General features: G+C 72.2%; 16 protein-coding genes. 10 read left to right on the top strand and 6 right to left on the bottom strand.

Features of this window, described 5'->3' with window-relative positions; genetic code table 11:
• Positions 1-57 precede the first annotated feature (57 nt).
• From JOD66_RS17265 to JOD66_RS17255, 3 genes are read left to right on the top strand one after another with little or no spacing between them, the layout of a single operon-like run.
• Positions 58-324 carry a DUF2277 domain-containing protein gene (locus JOD66_RS17265; protein WP_204838073.1) on the top strand — a complete coding sequence of 89 codons (267 nt, stop codon included), beginning with the start codon at positions 58-60 and terminating at the stop codon, positions 322-324.
• The gene (locus JOD66_RS17260; protein WP_204838072.1) at positions 302-862 is read left to right on the top strand and encodes a protein-L-isoaspartate O-methyltransferase family protein; all 561 of its coding nucleotides are present in this window, start codon (positions 302-304) and stop codon (positions 860-862) included. Before JOD66_RS17265 ends, JOD66_RS17260 begins: the two co-directional genes overlap by 23 nt.
• On the top strand, positions 859-1716 hold the full coding sequence (locus tag JOD66_RS17255; protein ID WP_204838071.1) for an NAD-dependent protein deacetylase: 858 nt from the start codon (positions 859-861) through the stop codon (positions 1714-1716). The genes JOD66_RS17260 and JOD66_RS17255 overlap by 4 nt, the downstream gene beginning before the upstream one ends.
• 37 nt (positions 1717-1753) lie before the next feature.
• On the opposite strand, the gene JOD66_RS17250 is transcribed toward JOD66_RS17255, so the two are convergent.
• Complete coding sequence (locus tag JOD66_RS17250; protein ID WP_204838070.1) at positions 1754-2440, bottom strand: iron-dependent transcriptional repressor DtxR; 687 nt, start codon at positions 2438-2440, stop codon at positions 1754-1756.
• A 60-nt stretch (positions 2441-2500) separates the two neighbouring features.
• Between JOD66_RS17250 and JOD66_RS17245 the strand changes: the two genes are divergently transcribed.
• Positions 2501-3220, top strand: a complete 720-nt coding sequence (locus JOD66_RS17245) for a hypothetical protein (protein WP_307823586.1) — start codon at positions 2501-2503, stop codon at positions 3218-3220.
• The gene (locus JOD66_RS17240; protein WP_307823585.1) at positions 3217-4797 is read left to right on the top strand and encodes a glycoside hydrolase family 13 protein; all 1581 of its coding nucleotides are present in this window, start codon (positions 3217-3219) and stop codon (positions 4795-4797) included. The genes JOD66_RS17245 and JOD66_RS17240 overlap by 4 nt, the downstream gene beginning before the upstream one ends.
• A gap of 89 nt (positions 4798-4886) precedes the next feature.
• Here JOD66_RS17240 and JOD66_RS17235 read toward each other — a convergent pair whose 3' ends face one another.
• Positions 4887-5348 (bottom strand): MarR family winged helix-turn-helix transcriptional regulator, encoded by a 462-nt coding sequence (locus JOD66_RS17235; protein WP_204838069.1) that lies wholly within the window; start codon positions 5346-5348, stop codon positions 4887-4889.
• Complete coding sequence (locus tag JOD66_RS17230; RefSeq protein WP_239545282.1) at positions 5345-7012, bottom strand: MDR family MFS transporter; 1668 nt, start codon at positions 7010-7012, stop codon at positions 5345-5347. The genes JOD66_RS17235 and JOD66_RS17230 overlap by 4 nt, the downstream gene beginning before the upstream one ends.
• 480 nt (positions 7013-7492) lie before the next feature.
• Between JOD66_RS17230 and JOD66_RS17225 the strand changes: the two genes are divergently transcribed.
• Genes JOD66_RS17225 through JOD66_RS17210 form a run of 4 tightly spaced genes read left to right on the top strand, consistent with a single transcriptional unit; the run spans position 7493 to position 10868 of the window.
• Positions 7493-8461, top strand: coding sequence for a MetQ/NlpA family ABC transporter substrate-binding protein (locus JOD66_RS17225; RefSeq protein WP_204838068.1), 969 nt, complete (start codon positions 7493-7495; stop codon positions 8459-8461).
• Entirely contained in the window at positions 8458-9504 is a 1047-nt protein-coding gene (locus tag JOD66_RS17220; protein ID WP_204838067.1) for a methionine ABC transporter ATP-binding protein, read from the top strand. The genes JOD66_RS17225 and JOD66_RS17220 overlap by 4 nt, the downstream gene beginning before the upstream one ends.
• Positions 9504-10181, top strand: a complete 678-nt coding sequence (locus JOD66_RS17215; protein ID WP_204838066.1) for a methionine ABC transporter permease — start codon at positions 9504-9506, stop codon at positions 10179-10181. Before JOD66_RS17220 ends, JOD66_RS17215 begins: the two co-directional genes overlap by 1 nt.
• 36 nt (positions 10182-10217) lie before the next feature.
• Entirely contained in the window at positions 10218-10868 is a 651-nt protein-coding gene (locus JOD66_RS17210) for a hypothetical protein (RefSeq protein ID WP_204838065.1), read from the top strand.
• Positions 10869-10881: 13 nt separating this feature from the next.
• On the opposite strand, the gene JOD66_RS17205 is transcribed toward JOD66_RS17210, so the two are convergent.
• Genes JOD66_RS17205 through JOD66_RS17195 form a run of 3 tightly spaced genes read right to left on the bottom strand, consistent with a single transcriptional unit; the run spans position 10882 to position 15178 of the window.
• Positions 10882-12858, bottom strand: coding sequence for an ABC transporter ATP-binding protein (locus JOD66_RS17205; protein ID WP_275579827.1), 1977 nt, complete (start codon positions 12856-12858; stop codon positions 10882-10884).
• Entirely contained in the window at positions 12855-14594 is a 1740-nt protein-coding gene (locus JOD66_RS17200; RefSeq protein WP_204838064.1) for an ABC transporter ATP-binding protein, read from the bottom strand. Before JOD66_RS17200 ends, JOD66_RS17205 begins: the two co-directional genes overlap by 4 nt.
• Positions 14594-15178 (bottom strand): TetR/AcrR family transcriptional regulator, encoded by a 585-nt coding sequence (locus JOD66_RS17195; protein WP_204838063.1) that lies wholly within the window; start codon positions 15176-15178, stop codon positions 14594-14596. Before JOD66_RS17195 ends, JOD66_RS17200 begins: the two co-directional genes overlap by 1 nt.
• Before the next feature lie 137 nt (positions 15179-15315).
• Between JOD66_RS17195 and JOD66_RS17190 the strand changes: the two genes are divergently transcribed.
• Entirely contained in the window at positions 15316-15843 is a 528-nt protein-coding gene (locus JOD66_RS17190) for an rRNA adenine N-6-methyltransferase family protein (RefSeq protein ID WP_204838062.1), read from the top strand.
• Positions 15844-15848 lie beyond the last annotated feature (5 nt).

Raw genomic sequence — 15848 nt, 5'->3', positions numbered from 1 at the left:
GGCGGACACCGTGTTACAGCGCCCAACCTGACACCCGCCCCGGCGTACGGTGGAGCCATGTGCCGCAACATCCGCCCGCTCAACAACTTCGAGCCCCCGGCGACCCGCGACGAGGTGACCGCGGCGGCGCTGCAGTTCGTCCGCAAGGTCAGCGGGACGACGAAGCCCAGCCAGGCCAACCAGGCGGCCTTCGACCACGCGGTGGCCGAGATCGCCCACATCACGCAGCATCTCCTCGACGACCTGGTGACCACGGCGCCGCCGAAGAACCGGGAGGTCGAGGCCGAGAAGGCGCGCGAGCGTGCGCGGCTCCGCTACGGCTGAGCGTCGGATCGACGAGGCGTTCGCGGCGGTCCCGCGTGAGCGCTTCCTGCCCGCCGACCAGCAGCGGTACGCCGGCGCCGACCGGGCCCTGCCCCTCGGCCACGGCGTCACCTGCTCGCAGCCGACCACGGTCCGGCGGATGCTCACCCTGCTCGGCGTCGAGCCCGGCGACCGGGTGCTCGACGTGGGCTGCGGATCCGGCTGGTCGACGGCGCTGCTCGCCCGGCTGACCGGGCCCGCCGGGTTGGTGGTGGGGGTGGAGCTGCTGCCGGAGGTGCTGGCGCTCGCCTGGGCCCACCTCCCCGATCCGCACCCCACGATCCGGCTGCACCTGGCCGAGCCGGGCGTGCTCGGGCGGCCGGCGGACGCGCCGTACGACCGGGTGCTGGTGTCGGCCGACGCGGTCGCCCTGCCCAACGAGCTGGTCCGCCAGCTCCGGCCGGGCGGGGTGCTGGTCGGGCCGGTGGCCGGGGAGATGCTGCGCGTGGAGCGGCACGGGCGCTACTCCTTCGTCCCGCTGCGTACCCTGGACCGGTGACCCTCGCCGGCGACCCCGCGCTCCAGCGGTGTGCGTCCGGCGCCCTGGTGGTGCTGACCGGCGCCGGCCTGTCCACCGACTCCGGCATCCCCGACTACCGCGGCCCGGGCGCGCCGGCGCGGATGCCGATGACCTACCAGGAGTTCGTCTCCGGGCCGGCCGCGCGACAGCGCTACTGGGCGCGCAGCCACCTCGGCTGGTCCCGGATGCGCCGGGCCTCCCCCAACGCCGGTCACCTCGCCGTCGCCGCGCTCGGCGCGGACCTCGTCATCACCCAGAACGTCGACGGCCTCCACGAGGCGGCCGGCACGCCCTCGCTGGTCGCCCTCCACGGCCGGATCGCCGACGTGATCTGCCTCGACTGCCGGCGTACGTCGCCGCGCGCCGCGCTCCAGCAGCGCCTCGAGTCCGCGAACCCGGGGTGGGCGGCGCGGCATGCCGACGTCGCCGTCCGGCCGGACGGGGACGTGGACCTCGACGACACCGCGGACTTCGTCGTACCCGACTGCGAGGAGTGCGGCGGCCGGCTCAAGCCCGACGTCGTGTTCTTCGGCGAGAACGTTCCCAAGCCCCGGGTCGAGCGCTGCTACGCCGCCGTCGAGGGGCTGGCCGGCGACGGGACGCTGCTGGTGGCCGGGTCCAGCCTGACGGTGATGAGCGGGCTGCGCTTCGTGCGGCGCGCCGCCCAGCGCGGGATCCCGGTGGTGGTGGTCAACCGCGGCGCCACCCGGGGCGACGACCTGGCCGCCCACAAGGTGGAGACGGGGGTCGGCGAGTGGCTGAGCGCGCTGGCCGCCGCGCGGAGCGTGAGCGTGCCCGCGCCCGTGGCGATCGGCGGCGACGCACGCGTCTGACGAGAGAACCGCGGCCCAGGAAGGCTCGCGGGCCGGCTCAGAGCCGCTTGACGAAGATGTGGTCGGCCGCCTCGGGGAAGATCTCGGCGGTCTCGCCACCCGCGCCGACCAGCACCCCGTCGGCCGTGGCCTGGATGGTGATCGTCTTGTCGGGCAGCGCACCGACCCGGCGCATCGCGCTCATCAGCGCGTCGTCCTTCTGCATCTCCTCGGAGATGCGGCGGACGACGGCACGGGCCGACTCGGTGCCGGCGGCCTTGGAGAGCGGCTCGACGCCGGTCATGAACTGCTCCCCCAGGGCCTCCTGGCCGAGCTCGCCGAGGCCCGGGATCGGGTTGCCGTACGGCGACTCGGTCGGGTGGCCGAGCAGCTCGATGAGCCGGCGCTCGACGGTCTCGGACATGACGTGCTCCCAGCGGCACGCCTCCTCGTGGACCAGCTCCCAGTCGAGGCCGATGACGTCGGTGAGCAGCCGCTCGGCGAGGCGGTGCTTGCGCATCACGCGGGTGGCGAGGCGGTGACCCTCGTCGGTGAGCTCGAGGTGGCGGTCGCCCTCGACGGTCAGCAGGCCGTCGCGCTCCATCCGGGCGACCGTCTGGGACACCGTCGGCCCGCTCTGGTGCAGGCGCTCGGCGATGCGGGCCCGCAGCGGGACGATGCCCTCCTCGATCAGCTCGTAGATCGTGCGGAGGTACATCTCGGTGGTGTCGATGAGATCGCTCACCCGCCTATTCTGACCCATTAAGAGAAAGGCCGCACACCAGTGCCTGCAATGCTTGGGCGGGTGAGCACGCTGCCGCCCCTGATCGTCCCCCACCGCTTCAACGGCCCCCCGCGCTCGGGCAACGGAGGCTGGACCTGTGGCGCCCTCGCCGCCACGCTCCCGGCCCAGGCCGTCGGCACCGCCGTGACCGTCACCCTGCGGCTGCCGCCGCCGCTCGACGTACCGATGCCGGTGCTCGCGACCGCGGCGGGCGCGAGCCTCACCCACGACGGGCAACCGGTCGCCGAGGCGGTGTACGCCGAGGCCCGGCCGGTGCCCGTGGCGCCGGTGTCGGCGCTGGTCGCCGCCGAGGCCGAGGCCCGCTTCCCCGGCCACCGCTCGCACCCGTTCCCCAGCTGCTTCGCGTGCGGCCCGGACCGCCGGGTCGGCGACGGGCTGCGGATCTTCGCCGGCGCGGTCGCGCCGGGCGACGCCGAGGACGCGCGGGTGGCGGCCACCTGGACGCCGTACGAGAGCGCGGTCCCGATCGCCTGGGCGGCGCTGGACTGCCCGGGCGGCTGGGCCAGCGACCTGGAGGGCCGCCCGTCGGTGCTGGGCCGGATGACCGCGGAGGTGCGCAGCCTGCCCCGCACCTCCGAGCGGTACGTCGTGGTCGGCGAGCTGCGCGGCATCGAGGGCCGCAAGACCTTCACCGCGGCGACGGTCTACGGCCCCGGCGACGAGGTGGTCGCGACCGCCGAGCACACCTGGATCACCGTCGACCCGGAGTCCTTCCGGTGAGCGCCGCCCACCCGTGGTGGTACGACGCGGTCGTCTACCAGGTCTACGTCCGCAGCTTCGCCGACGCGATGCCCGTCCCCGGCGACGGGATCGGCGACCTGCCCGGCATCACCTCGCGGCTGCCCTACCTGCGCGAGCTCGGCGTCGACGCGCTGTGGATCACGCCGTTCTACACCTCGCCCCAGAAGGACCACGGCTACGACGTCGCCGACTACGCCGACGTCGACCCCCTGTTCGGCACCCTCGCCGACGTCGACCGGCTGCTGGAGACCGCCCACGGGCTGGGCCTGCGGGTGATCGTCGACCTGGTGCCCAACCACACCTCCGACCAGCACGCCTGGTTCCAGGCGGCACTCGCCGCCGAGCCGGGCTCGCCGGAGCGGGCGCGCTACCTGTTCCGCGACGGTCGCGGCCCCGACGGCGCCGAGCCGCCGAACAACTGGGACTCGGTCTTCGGCGGCCCCGCCTGGACTCGGGTGCCCGACGGGCAGTGGTACCTGCACCTGTTCGACACCTCGCAACCGGACCTCGACTGGCGCAATCCCGAGGTCGGCGACATGTTCGAGGGCGTGCTGCGGTTCTGGCTGGACCGGGGGGTCGACGGCTTCCGGGTCGACGTCGCCCACGGGCTCTACAAGGAGGCCACGCTGCGCGACCAGGTCCGGCCGAAGAAGCCGAAGAAGGCGGCCGAGTCGATGGTCGAGCGGGTCCTCAACGACGAGCCGATGTGGGACCAGCCCGAGGTCCACGACGTCTACCGGCGCTGGCGCAAGGTGCTCGACTCCTATCCCGGCGACCGGATGGCCGTCGCCGAGGCCTGGACCCAGACGGCCGCGTCGATGGCGATGTTCATCCGCCCCGACGAGCTGCACCAGGCCTTCAACTTCGGCTGGCTCGGCACCCCGTGGTCCGCGACGGCGTTCGCGGAGGTCATCACCGACTCGATCGCGGCGGTGGCCGCCGCCGCGTCCGCCCCGACGTGGGTGCTTTCCAACCACGACGTCGAGCGGCACCCGACGCGCTACGGCGGCGGTCCGGTCGGGCTCGCCCGGGGGCGCGCGGCCACGCTCGCGATGCTCGCGCTGCCGGGGTCGGCCTACCTCTACCAGGGCGAGGAGCTCGGCCTCGAGCAGGTCGACGTGCCGCCCGAGGCGCGCCAGGACCCGTCCTGGTTCCGCACCGGCCAGCCCGGGCGCGACGGCTGCCGGGTGCCGCTGCCCTGGTCGGGCGAGGCGCCGCCGTACGGCTTCGGGGGGCCGGACGGCGCGCAGCCGTGGATCCCCCAGCCCGCCGACTGGGCCGACCTCACGGTAGCCGCCCAGGACGCCGACCCCGGCTCGACCCTGGCGTTCTACCGGCGTGCCCTCGCCGCGCGCCGCGCGGTCTTCGCCGGCGCCGACGAGGCGACGGTGGCGAGCGCGGAGGGCGGCCTGCTCGTCGTACGCCGGGCGGGGGTGACGGTGGTCCTCAACGCCGGCTCGACGCCGGTGCCGCTGCCCGAGGGAGAGGTCCTCATCAGCAGCGCAGCGGTGCCCGGCGGACTGCTGCCGCCGGACACCGCTGCCTGGATCCGCTGAGCCCCTTGCGATAGTCCCTGCTCGAAAGCACCGTTCGACACCGGTTCTCGGTGCTTTTGAGCAGGGACTATCGCAAGGGGCCAGAACGCTCAGCGGTCCGACGGGATCCCGAGCGCGTCGTTGTAGCGCCGCAGGGAGACCGCGAACTCCTGGAGCTCGGCGACATTCCAGTCGCCGAGCCGCTCGGCGAGCTGCTCGCGCCGCTCGGCGGCGACCGCCTCCATTCGGCGCGCGCCCTCCTCGCTCACGCTGAGCAGGGTCGCCCGGCCGTCCTCCGGGTCGGGCGCCCGGTCGACCAGGCCGAGGTCGATCAGGTGCTGCACCTGGCGGCTGATCGCGCCCTTGTCGATGTCGAACACCGCGCACATCGCCGAGGCCCGCAGCGGCCCGTTCTCCAGCACATAGCTGAGCATCAGGTACGACGCCGGCAGCAGGTCCGGGTGCACCGCCCGGGCCCGCTCGCCGATCACCCGGCGTACCCGCCGGATGAGCACGCCGACCTCGGCCTCGAGGTCCTTGAGCGCGTCGCCACGGGTGAGCGTGGCGGTCATCGCCGCTCGCCCTCCCGGACCGCGGCACCCTCGACGTCGTACGCCGGGTAGTCGGCCGGCTCGCCGGACGCCACCAGGGCGGCCTCGACCTCGGTCTCGGCGACGCTGGGGCCGGTGGACGTGCGCAGCGGGACCTCCTTGATGAACAGGATGCAGAGGAAGGCGGCGATCGCGAACGGGACGGCGACCAGGAACAGGTGGCCGACGGCCTCACCGAACGAGGCCTCGTAGAGCGAGCGGATCGGGGCGGGCAGGTCGGCCAGCTTGGGGATGTCGCCGGTGGAGTGCTGCATCGCGGCGAGCTGCTCCTGGCTGATCTTGCCGGCCCGGACGAGGGCCTCGATGCCGCTCTTGACGCCACCGGTGACCTGGTGGGCCAGCACCGCGCCGAGGGCCGCGACACCGGCGGAGCCACCGATCGAGCGGAACATCGCGACGACCGAGCTGGCCGCGCCGAGGTCCTCGACGGCGACGTTGTTCTGCACCGAGAGGACCAGGTTCTGCATGGTCGCGCCGAGGCCGATGCCGACCAGCGCCATGTAGCCGCCCACGACCACCAGGGGCGTGGTGGCGTCGATGGTGCCGAGCAGGCCGATGCCGGCGATGACGAACAGCATGCCGCCGACCAGCCACCGCTTCCACAGCCCGGTCTGGGTGATGATCCGGCCGCTGATGATGCTCGAGACGAGCAGGCCGCCGACCATGCAGACCGACATCAGGCCGGCCTCGGTGGGGCTCATGCCGCGGGCGAGCTGGAAGTACTGGCTGAGGTAGACGGTCGCGCCGAACATCGCGACGCCGATCATCACCGAGGCGGCGGTGGCCAGCGCGGTGGTGCGGTCGCGGAACAGCCGCAGCGGGATCACCGGCTCGGTGGCGACCTTCGCCTCGACCCACAGCGCGCCGCCGATCAGGACCAGGCTGCCGACGACCAGCGCGGCCGACGTAGCGGAGATCCAGTCGAAGTTCGTGCCGGCGAGGCTGACCCAGACCAGGATCAGGCTGATGCCCGCCATGATCAGGGTGGCGCCGAGGTAGTCGATCTTGACGTCGCGCTTGATGGTCGGCAGGTGCAGGGTCTTCTGCAGCACGACGAAGGCGATCGCGGCGATCGGGATGCCGACGATGAAGCAGCCGCGCCAGCCCATCGGGCTGTCGACGATCAGTCCACCGAGCAGCGGGCCGCTGACCGTCGCGGTCGCGAAGACCGCGCCGATGTAGCCGCTGTAGCGGCCACGCTCACGCGGGGAGACCATCGAGGCGATGACGACCTGGACCAGGGCGGTCAGGCCGCCGACGCCCAGGCCCTGGAACGCGCGGGCGCCGATCAGCACGCCCATGCTGGGCGCCACCGCGGCGACGACCGAGCCGGCCGAGAAGATCACCAGGGCGACCTGGACGAGGAGCTTCTTGCTGAACAGGTCGGCGAGCTTGCCCCAGATCGGGGTGGTCGCCGTCATGGTCAGCAGGGTCGCGACCACGACCCACGTGTAGCCGGTCTGGCTGCCGTGGAGGTCGGTCACGATCGCGGGGAGCGCGTTGCTCACCACGGTGCTGGAGAGCATCGCCACGAACATCGCGAGCAGGAGCCCGGTCAGGGCCTCCATGATCTCGCGGTGGCTCATCTGGCCCGGTTCGGCGGTAGCCGACGGAGCGTTGGTCATCGAGTCGTCATCTCTTCTCGTCATCACCCGAATGGTTGTCGTAGATCAACCATATGCGGGATGGTTGACGACGGCAACTTTCTGTGACGCGGGAGACAGTTCTCGCGCGCATCTGACGAATCGGCTGCGATTCCGCCTCGCTCACAGCCCGTTCGTCAGATGCGCGGGTGCCGCGGCCCGAAAAATGCAGCGACCCGCAGGTGCGGTCCTCGGACCGGGCCGGGGGACGATCCCGGTTTCACCTGCGGGTCGGGTGGCTGCGTTGGTTTCGCGCGCAGCCCGTCGGAACTGCATGGGCTGCTAGCGGGCAGCCACCTCACGCGTCCTGGAAGAACTCATTCTTCGGACCACCTCCTTTCCCGTGTGCCCCTACGGTAGGTCGCCGATCCGCTCCGGACAACGCATTTCTCCCGACGCCCTGTGACCGAGACAACGCCCCCGTCCGGGAATGTCGAGCGGTTTGGTGGCATTACGCCAGGCATGTCCGACCAGACTCCCCTCATCGAGGCCCCGAAGTCCCGGCTACCGCTGGTGATCGGTGCGGCCGTGGCCGTGCTCGCCGTCATCGCGGCGGCGATCTTCTTCCTGACCCGCGACGGCGACGACACCCGTCGCGCGACGGGCAGTGACAGCAGCACCGAGCTGTCGGAGAGTGACCCGGTCAAGGTGGTGCTCGGGACCGTCGGCGCCAGCGACCCGTACTGGAAGACCTTCGAACAGGCCGCGAAGGACGCCGGCATCGAGCTGGAGATCCGCGACTTCGCGGAGTACCCGCTGCCGAACCCGGCGCTGGCCGAGGGCGAGCTGGACGCCAACCAGTTCCAGCACATCGTCTACCTGGCCGAGTACAACGTCGCCAACGACGACGACCTGGTGCCGCTGGGCGCGACCGCGATCTACCCGCTCGGCCTCTACTCCCAGAAGTACGACGACGTCGCCGACATCCCCGACGGCGCGACGGTCGTCGTCCCCGACGACGACTCCAACCAGGCCCGCGGCCTGCTGGTGCTGCAGTCGGCCGGCCTGATCACGCTCAAGGACGGCGGCTCGATCTTCTCGACCGTCGCCGACGTCGACGAGTCCGCCTCGCGGGTCAAGGTGAAGGCGCTCCAGGCCGACCTCACGCCGACCTCGCTGCCCGACGTGGCCGCGGCGATCGTCAACAACGACTTCGTCGAGGACGCCGGGCTGACGTTCGACGACGCCATCGCCGTCGACGACGCGAGCGACCCGAAGGCGATCCCGTACGTCAACATCTTCGCCGTGCGCGCCGAGGACAAGGACAACCCGGCGCTGAAGAAGCTGGTCGAGGTCTACCAGCAGACCCAGGCCGTGCTCGACGGCGTCGACGAGGCGGCCGGCGGCACCGCCGAGTTCGTCACGATCAGCCAGGCCGACCTCGAGCAGAGCCTGCACGACGTCGAGAACCAGATCCGCGAGCAGAAGTGACCGAGCCGCGGGTCGAGCCGCTCGTCGAGCTGCGCGGCGTCGTCAAGGAGTTCCCCGGCGCCCGCCGGGGCGACCCGGCGCACCGCGCGGTCGACGGCGTCGACCTGCGGGTCGAGCCCGGGGAGATCTTCGCGATCATCGGCTACTCCGGCGCCGGCAAGTCGACGCTGGTGCGGCTGGTCAACGCGCTCGAGCCGGTCACCTCGGGGAGCGTGGTCGTCGACGGCGTCGACGTCACCACGCTCTCTGAGCGGGGCCTGCGCGACCTGCGCCGCGGCATCGGCATGGTGTTCCAGCAGTTCAACCTGATGGAGTCGCGCACCGTGTGGGGCAATCTCGCCTTCCCGCTCACGGTCGCCGGCGTCCCCCGCGGCGAGCAGCAGCGCCGGATCTCCGAGCTGCTCCACTTCGTCGGCCTCGCCGACAAGGCGCACGCCCGGATCAGCGAGCTGTCGGGCGGCCAGAAGCAGCGGGTCGGGATCGCCCGGGCACTCGCCACCGAGCCGCGCCTGCTGCTCGCCGACGAGGCCACCAGCGCCCTCGACCCCGACACCACCCGCGACGTGCTCGACCTGCTGGCGCGGGTCAACCGCGAGCTCGGGATCACCATCTTGCTGATCACCCACGAGATGGACGTCGTACGACGCATCGCGCACCGGGTCGCGGTGATGGAGGACGGCAGGGTCGTCGAGCAGGGCCGCGCGGTCGACCTGTTCGCCGACCCCCAGCACCCGGTGACCCGGCGCTTCGTCGGCACCGTCGTCGACGACCTGCCCGCGCCCGACGTCGTCGCCGCGCTGCGCGAGCGCCACGACGGCCGGTTCGTGCGGCTGGCGTTCCGCCGACAGGAGGTCCGCCAGTCCGAGGTGTTCGCGACCTTCCTGCGCCACGACGTGGCGTTCGAGCTGGTCTACGGCGGCATCGAGGAGGTCCAGGGCACCACCTTCGGCAACCTCACCCTCGCCCTGTCCGGTGACACCTCCGCGGTCGACCGGGCCCTGGCCGAGGTCGCGCCCCTCGTCGAGTGGACGGAGGTCGCCTGATGACGACGTACGCGATCGACACCCGCCTCGGCGACCTGCAGCCGGAGTTCTGGCAGGCGGCCGGCGAGACCCTGGTGATGGCCACGAGCGCGCTGCTGCTCGGCGGCCTGCTCGGCCTCGCGCTCGGCCTGGGCCTCTACCTCACCCGCAAGGGCGGCCTGTACGCCAACCGCCCGCTGCAGGTCGTGCTCAACGTCGCGGTCAACTTCTTCCGCCCGATCCCCTTCGTCATCTTCGTGGCCGCGCTGCAGCCCCTGGCCCGGGTGGTCGTCGGCACCGGCATCGGCACGCCGGCCGCCACCTTCGCGATCGTCGTCGCCGCCACCTTCGGGATCAGCCGGATCGTCGAGCAGAACCTGGTCACCGTGAACCCCGGCGTGATCGAGGCGGCGCGCGCGATGGGCGCCGGTCGCGCCCGGATCACGTTCAGCGTGCTGGTGCCCGAGGCGCTCGGTCCGCTGGTCCTCGGCTACACCTTCGCCTTCGTCGCGATCGTCGACATGACCGCGATCGCGGGCGTGGTCGCGGGCGGCGGCCTGGGCTCGTTCGCCCAGCGGTTCGGGTTCCGGCAGTTCGACGACGTCGTGATGTGGGCCTCGATCCTGGTGCTCGTCGCCTTCGTGATGGTGATCCAGCTCGGCGGGAACCTGCTGGCCCGCAAGGTGCTGCGCCGCTGACGGCATGGGGCCGCGCCGGGCGGGTAGGTGCACAACATGGCCCGCCCGCTGCTCGTCGCCGTCGCCCTGCTGCTCGCGCTCACCGGCTGCTCGTCCGACGATCCCCCGCTCGACACGACTCCGACGCGCCGGACCACGCCGACCACGACGCCGACCACGACGCCGACCACGACGCCGACCGCCCCGACCGGCGTACCCCGAACCCCGGCGCCCAGCACCGCGCTCCCGGCCCTGGTGATCCGGCCGGGCGCGATCGGCGACGCCCGGGTCGGGATGAACCGCGACGAGTGGACGGCGACGGGCCTGTTCGCCGACGGTGCGGCGATCTGCGAGGGCGAGCTGATCCACTGGAAGGACGACCCCGACGGCGCCGGCCTGCGGGTGCTCACCGACGAGGACGCCACGATCACCCAGCTGTGGGTGACCGCACCCGGGCCGGTCACCGCCACCGGCGACCTGCAGGTGGGCTCGACGTACGGCGAGCTGCTGGCCGCCTTCCCGACGCTCACCCAGCCGGTGGACGACGGGTTCGACCAGTCCTCGGTCTATCCGCCGGGCGAGGAGGACGGGCTGCCCTACTTCGGGTTCCTGCTCGACGCCCCGGCCTCCGACGTCGCCGAGGACACCCCGATCGCCGCCATCGCGGTGACCGGCGGCGAGCCGGCCTACTTCCAGTTCGACTGCTGACCCGCCCCGCCGGTCACACCGCCGCGGCCGCGAACTGCGCGGCGTGCAGCCGCGCGAACGCCCCCTCGCGCTCCAGCAGCTCGGCGTGCGAGCCCTGCTCGACGATCCGGCCGTGCTCCATGACCAGGATCAGGTCGGCGTCGCGGATCGTGGAGAGCCGGTGCGCGATCACGAACGACGTGCGGTCGGTGCGCAGCGCGGCCATCGCCTGCTGGAGCAGCAGCTCGGTGCGCGTGTCCACCGACGAGGTGGCCTCGTCGAGGATCAGCAGCGCCGGCTGGGCCAGGAACGCCCGGGCGATGGTGATCAGCTGCCGCTCGCCGGCCGACAGGTTGGAGCCCTCGTCGTCGACCTTGGTGTCGTAGCCCTCGGGCAGGGAGTGCACGAACCGGTCGACGTACGTCGCGCGGGCGGCCTCGCGGATCTCCTCCTCGGTCGCGTCGGGCCGCCCGTAGGCGATGTTGTCGCGGATCGTCCCCTCGAACAGCCAGGTGTCCTGGAGCACCATCCCGATCCGGCTGCGCAGCTCGGCGCGGTCCATCGCGGCGATGTCGCGCCCGTCGAGCAGGATCTGCCCGCCGTCGAGCTCGTAGAACCTCATGATCAGGTTGACCAGCGTGGTCTTGCCCGCACCCGTCGGCCCGACGATGGCGACCATCTGGCCGGGCTGGGCGACCAGGGAGAGGTCCTCGATGAGCGGCTCGTCGGGGTCGTAGGAGAAGGACACGTGCTCGAAGCGCACCTCACCGCGGGTCGCGGCGTCGCGCCGCGGCGTGGCGGACAGCGAGGACGGCGCGACCTCCTCGTCGGCGTCCAGCAGCTCGAAGACCCGCTCGGCCGAGGCCACGCCGGACTGCAGCAGGTTCGCCATCGACGCGATCTGGGTGATCGGCTGGGTGAAGGTGCGCGAGTACTGGATGAACGCCTGCACCTCACCGAGGGTCAGCGAGCCCGAGGTGACCCGGAGCCCACCGACGACGGCGATGACGACGTAGTTGAGGTTGCCGACCAGCATCATCAGCGGCATCACCAGGCCGCTGATGAACTGCGCGCGGTACGACGACTGGTACAGCTCCTCGTTGGCGGCGTCGAACTCGTCCTCGACGGCCTTGCGGCGGCCGAAGACGGTGACCAGCGCGTGGCCGGAGATGGACTCCTCCACCTGGGCGTTGAGCCGGCCGGTCTGGCGCCACTGGTTGATGAACTGGCTCTGCGAGCGCTTCATGATCCGCCCGGTCACGAACATCGCGATCGGGACCGAGACCAGCGCGATCACCGCCAGCAGCGGCGAGACCCAGAACATCGCGCCGAGCACGCCGACGACCATCAGCAGCGAGGTGAGCAGCTGGCTCATGGTCTGCTGGAGGTTCTGGGCGACGTTGTCGATGTCGTTGGTGACCCGGCTGAGCAGCTCGCCGCGCGGCTGCTTGTCGAAGTAGGCCAACGGCAGCCGGTGGATCTTCTCCTCCACGTCGGTGCGCATCTGCTTGACCGTCGCCTGGACCACGTCGTTGACCAGGTAGCCCTGCAGCCAGCCGAGGATCTGGCCGCCGACGTAGATCAGCAGGGTGACCAGCAGCAGGTGACCCACCTTGTCGAAGTCGACCCCCTGGCCGGGGACCACGCCCTCGAGCCCACGCAGGAAGTCGGCGAGGCCGCTGTTGCCGCTGGCCTCGGCCTGGGCGACCGCCTCGGCCTGGGTGTGGCCCTCGAGCCGGCCGCCGATGAAGCCGGTGAAGACGGCGTCGGTGGCCTTGCCGAGCAGGTAGGGGCCGGCCACGACGGAGGCGACGCTGCCGATCCCGAGCAGCAGCACGGCGACCGCCTTGCCGCGGGCCGGGCGCAGCAGCGACAGCAGCCGGCGCGCGGAGGCGCCGAAGTCGTCGGCCTTCTGGCCGACCATGCCGCCCATCGGGCCGCGCCCCGGGCCGCCCTGCTGGACGATCCGCTCGGTCTGCTTCATGGTGCCGTTCTTGCGGTTCTCGCTCATGCCAGGACCTCCTCTCCCTTGATGCCCTGCGAGGCGGCGATCTCCTGGTACGTCGGGTTGTCGCGCATCAGCTCGTCGTGGGTGCCCTGGCCGACGACCTCGCCGTCCTCGAGAACCAGGATCACGTCGGCGTCGCGGATGGTGGCGATCCGCTGGGCGACGATGAGGACCGTCGCGTCGCGGGTCACCGGCTTCAGTGCTGCCCGCAGCCGGGCGTCGGTGGCGACGTCCAGCGCGGAGAAGGCGTCGTCGAAGAGGTAGATCTCGGGTCGCCGGACCAGTGCCCGGGCGATGGCGAGACGCTGCCGCTGGCCGCCGGAGACCGTCGTACCGCCCTGGGCGACGGCGGTCTCGAGCTGGTCGGGCATCGCCCGCACGAAGTCGGCGCCCTGCGCGATCTCCAGCGCCGCCCACAGCTCCTGGTCGGTGGCGTCGGGGCGGCCGTAGCGCAGGTTGGAGGCGATCGTGCCGGAGAACAGGAAGGCGCGCTGGGGCACCAGCCCGATCCGGGACCAGAGCAGCTCGGGGTCGAGCTCGCGGACGTCAACGCCGTCGACGCGCACCACGCCCTCGGTCGCGTCGAGCAGCCGCGGCACCAGGTTGACCAGCGTCGTCTTGCCGGCCCCGGTGGAGCCGATCACCGCGACGGTCTGTCCCGGGCGGGCCGAGAACGTGACGTCGCGCAGCACCGGCGCCTCGGCGCCCGGATAGGTGAGGCCGACGCCCTCGAGGTCGAGGTGGCCGGCGACGCCGACCTCGGTGACCGGGCGCGTCGGCGGCAGCACGCTGGTGTCGGTGTCGAGCACCTCGCCGATCCGCTCCGCGCTGACCGAGGCGCGCGGGATCATCATCAGCATGAAGGTGCCCATCATCACCGACATCAGGATCTGCATCAGGTAGGACAGGAAGGCCGTCAACGCACCCACCTCCATCTGGCCGGTGTCGACGCGGTGGCCGCCGAACCAGATCACGCCGACGCTCGCGACGTTCGAGACGGCCATGACGAGCGGGAACATCAGCGCCATCCAGCGCCCGGCCCGCAGCGACACGGCGGTGAGGTCCTGGTTGGACCGCTCGAAGCGGCGCGCCTCCTGCGGCTCGCGGACGAAGGCGCGGACCACGCGGATGCCGGTGATCTGCTCGCGCAGCACCCGGTTGACGTCGTCGAGCCGCTCCTGGACCTGCCGGAACGCCGGCACCATCTGCGAGACGACGACGCCGATGCAGACGAAGAGCACGGGTACGACGGCGACCACCAGCCAGGACAGGCCGAAGTCCTCGCGCATCGCCATGATGACGCCGCCGACCATCATGATCGGGATGGTCACCGCCATCAGGCAGGTCATCATCGCCAGCATCTGCACCTGCTGGACGTCGTTGGTGGCCCGGGTGATCAGCGACGGGGCGCCGAAGGTGGAGACCTCGCGCGCCGAGAAGCTGCCGATCCGGCCGAACACGGCCTTGCGCAGGTCGCGGCCGAACGCCATCGCCGCCTGGCCGCCGAACCAGGCCGAGCTCATCGAGCAGGCCGCCTGGACGAGAGCGACGCCGAGCATGATCGCGCCGAGCTCGACGACCTTGCCCGTGTCGCCCCGGGCCACGCCCTGGTCGATGATGTCGGCGTTGAGGCTGGGCAGGTAGAGCATCGCGGCGGTGCCGGTGAACTGGAGCACGACGATGGCCGAGAGCCAGCCCTTGTAGGGGCGCAGGTAGCTGCGCAGCAGCTGGGCGAGCATCAGGAGTCCCTCCTCTCGACGCCGTGCAGCACGGTGTCGACGATCCGGGTCGGGGTGAGCAGGTCGTTGTCGGCGATCTCCCGGTGGGAGCCGGCGAAGGTGAGCAGGCGCCACACGTGCAGCACCTGCTCGGGGGGCAGGGTCAGCTGGTCGGCGTCGGGCTCGATCAGGGCGAGCAGCCGGCGGCGTACCTCCTCCAGGCCCGCGACGATCTCGGGGCGGTCGTGGAGGTGGCGCGGCGGGCCGACCGCGCCGAGCGCGCGCATCAGCTCGAAGATCGCCAGGAAGCGCTGCTGGAGGATCGACGTCATCGCCACCATCCGCTCCCGCAGCGGCAGCGCCGGGTCGATCTCGTCGAGACGGTGCAGGACGTCACCCGGCTCGAAGGCGCGGGCGATGGTGGTGTCGACCAGGTCGTCCTTGGAGTCGAAGACCCGGAAGATGGTGCCCTCCGCGACCCCGGCCGCCTCGGCGATCAGCCGGGTGGTGACGGCCCGGCCGTGCTCGTAGAGCAGCGGTCGGGTGGCCCGGATCAGCATCTCGCGACGGTCCTCGGGCGAGAGCGGGGCGGCACGGGGTGGCATGCCGGCCACTCTAAATGAGTGAGTGCTCACTCACAACTTGATTTCGCGGTGTCCTTCCCCGCCCGAAAAGAGGATGCGGGCGCACCCGAGGCCCCGTAGGTTCGCGGGCATGAGCTGCGTGTTCGTGATGGTGCGTCGTGTCCGGGCAGCGGACGCGACGGGACTGGGGCTGGCATCCGCTTCGTCCTGACTGGGCGCGCCGGGTGGTCGCCGAGAGCCCGGTGGCCGCGGGCGACCTGGTCCTCGACCTCGGCGCCGGGCACGGCGCCCTGATCGGACCCCTGCTCGACGCCGGGGCCCGGGTGGTCGCGGTCGAGCTGCACCCCGGCCGAGCCGCCCTCCTCCGGGAGCGGTACGCCGAGCGCGGCGTCCGGGTGGTCCGCTGCGACCTGCGGGACCTCCGGCTGCCCTCCCGGCCGTTCCGGGTGGTCGCCAGCCCGCCGTACGCGCTGTCCACGGCCCTGGTCCGGCTGCTCCTCGGCACCGACCGGCTGCTGTCGGCGGACCTGGTGCTGCAGGTCTCGGCCGCGCGCCGGCTCGTGACGGAGCCACCCCGCGCTCGCCACGCCCGGCGCTACCGGCTGACGCTCGCGCGGTCGGTGCCGCGGGGAGCGTTCCGCCCGCCACCGCGGGTGGACTCGGCCGTGCTGCGGATCGAGCGGTGAGCCGC

This window comes from Nocardioides nitrophenolicus, assembly GCF_016907515.1.
Classification (GTDB): Bacteria; Actinomycetota; Actinomycetes; order Propionibacteriales; family Nocardioidaceae; genus Nocardioides; species Nocardioides nitrophenolicus.
This window is presented reverse-complemented; position numbering and strand designations above follow the sequence as displayed.

Excerpts from the sequence above, each read along its gene's own strand:
- JOD66_RS17265 (WP_204838073.1), top strand. The coding sequence starts at position 58 with ATGTGCCGCAACATCCGCCCGCTCAACAACTTCGAGCCCCCGGCGACC.
- JOD66_RS17235 (WP_204838069.1), bottom strand. The coding sequence starts at position 5,348 with ATGACCGCCACGCTCACCCGTGGCGACGCGCTCAAGGACCTCGAGGCC.
- JOD66_RS17230 (WP_239545282.1), bottom strand. The coding sequence starts at position 7,012 with ATGACCAACGCTCCGTCGGCTACCGCCGAACCGGGCCAGATGAGCCAC.
- JOD66_RS17225 (WP_204838068.1), top strand. The coding sequence starts at position 7,493 with ATGTCCGACCAGACTCCCCTCATCGAGGCCCCGAAGTCCCGGCTACCG.
- JOD66_RS17215 (WP_204838066.1), top strand. The coding sequence starts at position 9,504 with ATGACGACGTACGCGATCGACACCCGCCTCGGCGACCTGCAGCCGGAG.
- JOD66_RS17210 (WP_204838065.1), top strand. The coding sequence starts at position 10,218 with ATGGCCCGCCCGCTGCTCGTCGCCGTCGCCCTGCTGCTCGCGCTCACC.
- JOD66_RS17205 (WP_275579827.1), bottom strand. The coding sequence starts at position 12,858 with ATGAGCGAGAACCGCAAGAACGGCACCATGAAGCAGACCGAGCGGATC.
- JOD66_RS17200 (WP_204838064.1), bottom strand. The coding sequence starts at position 14,594 with ATGCTCGCCCAGCTGCTGCGCAGCTACCTGCGCCCCTACAAGGGCTGG.
- JOD66_RS17195 (WP_204838063.1), bottom strand. The coding sequence starts at position 15,178 with ATGCCACCCCGTGCCGCCCCGCTCTCGCCCGAGGACCGTCGCGAGATG.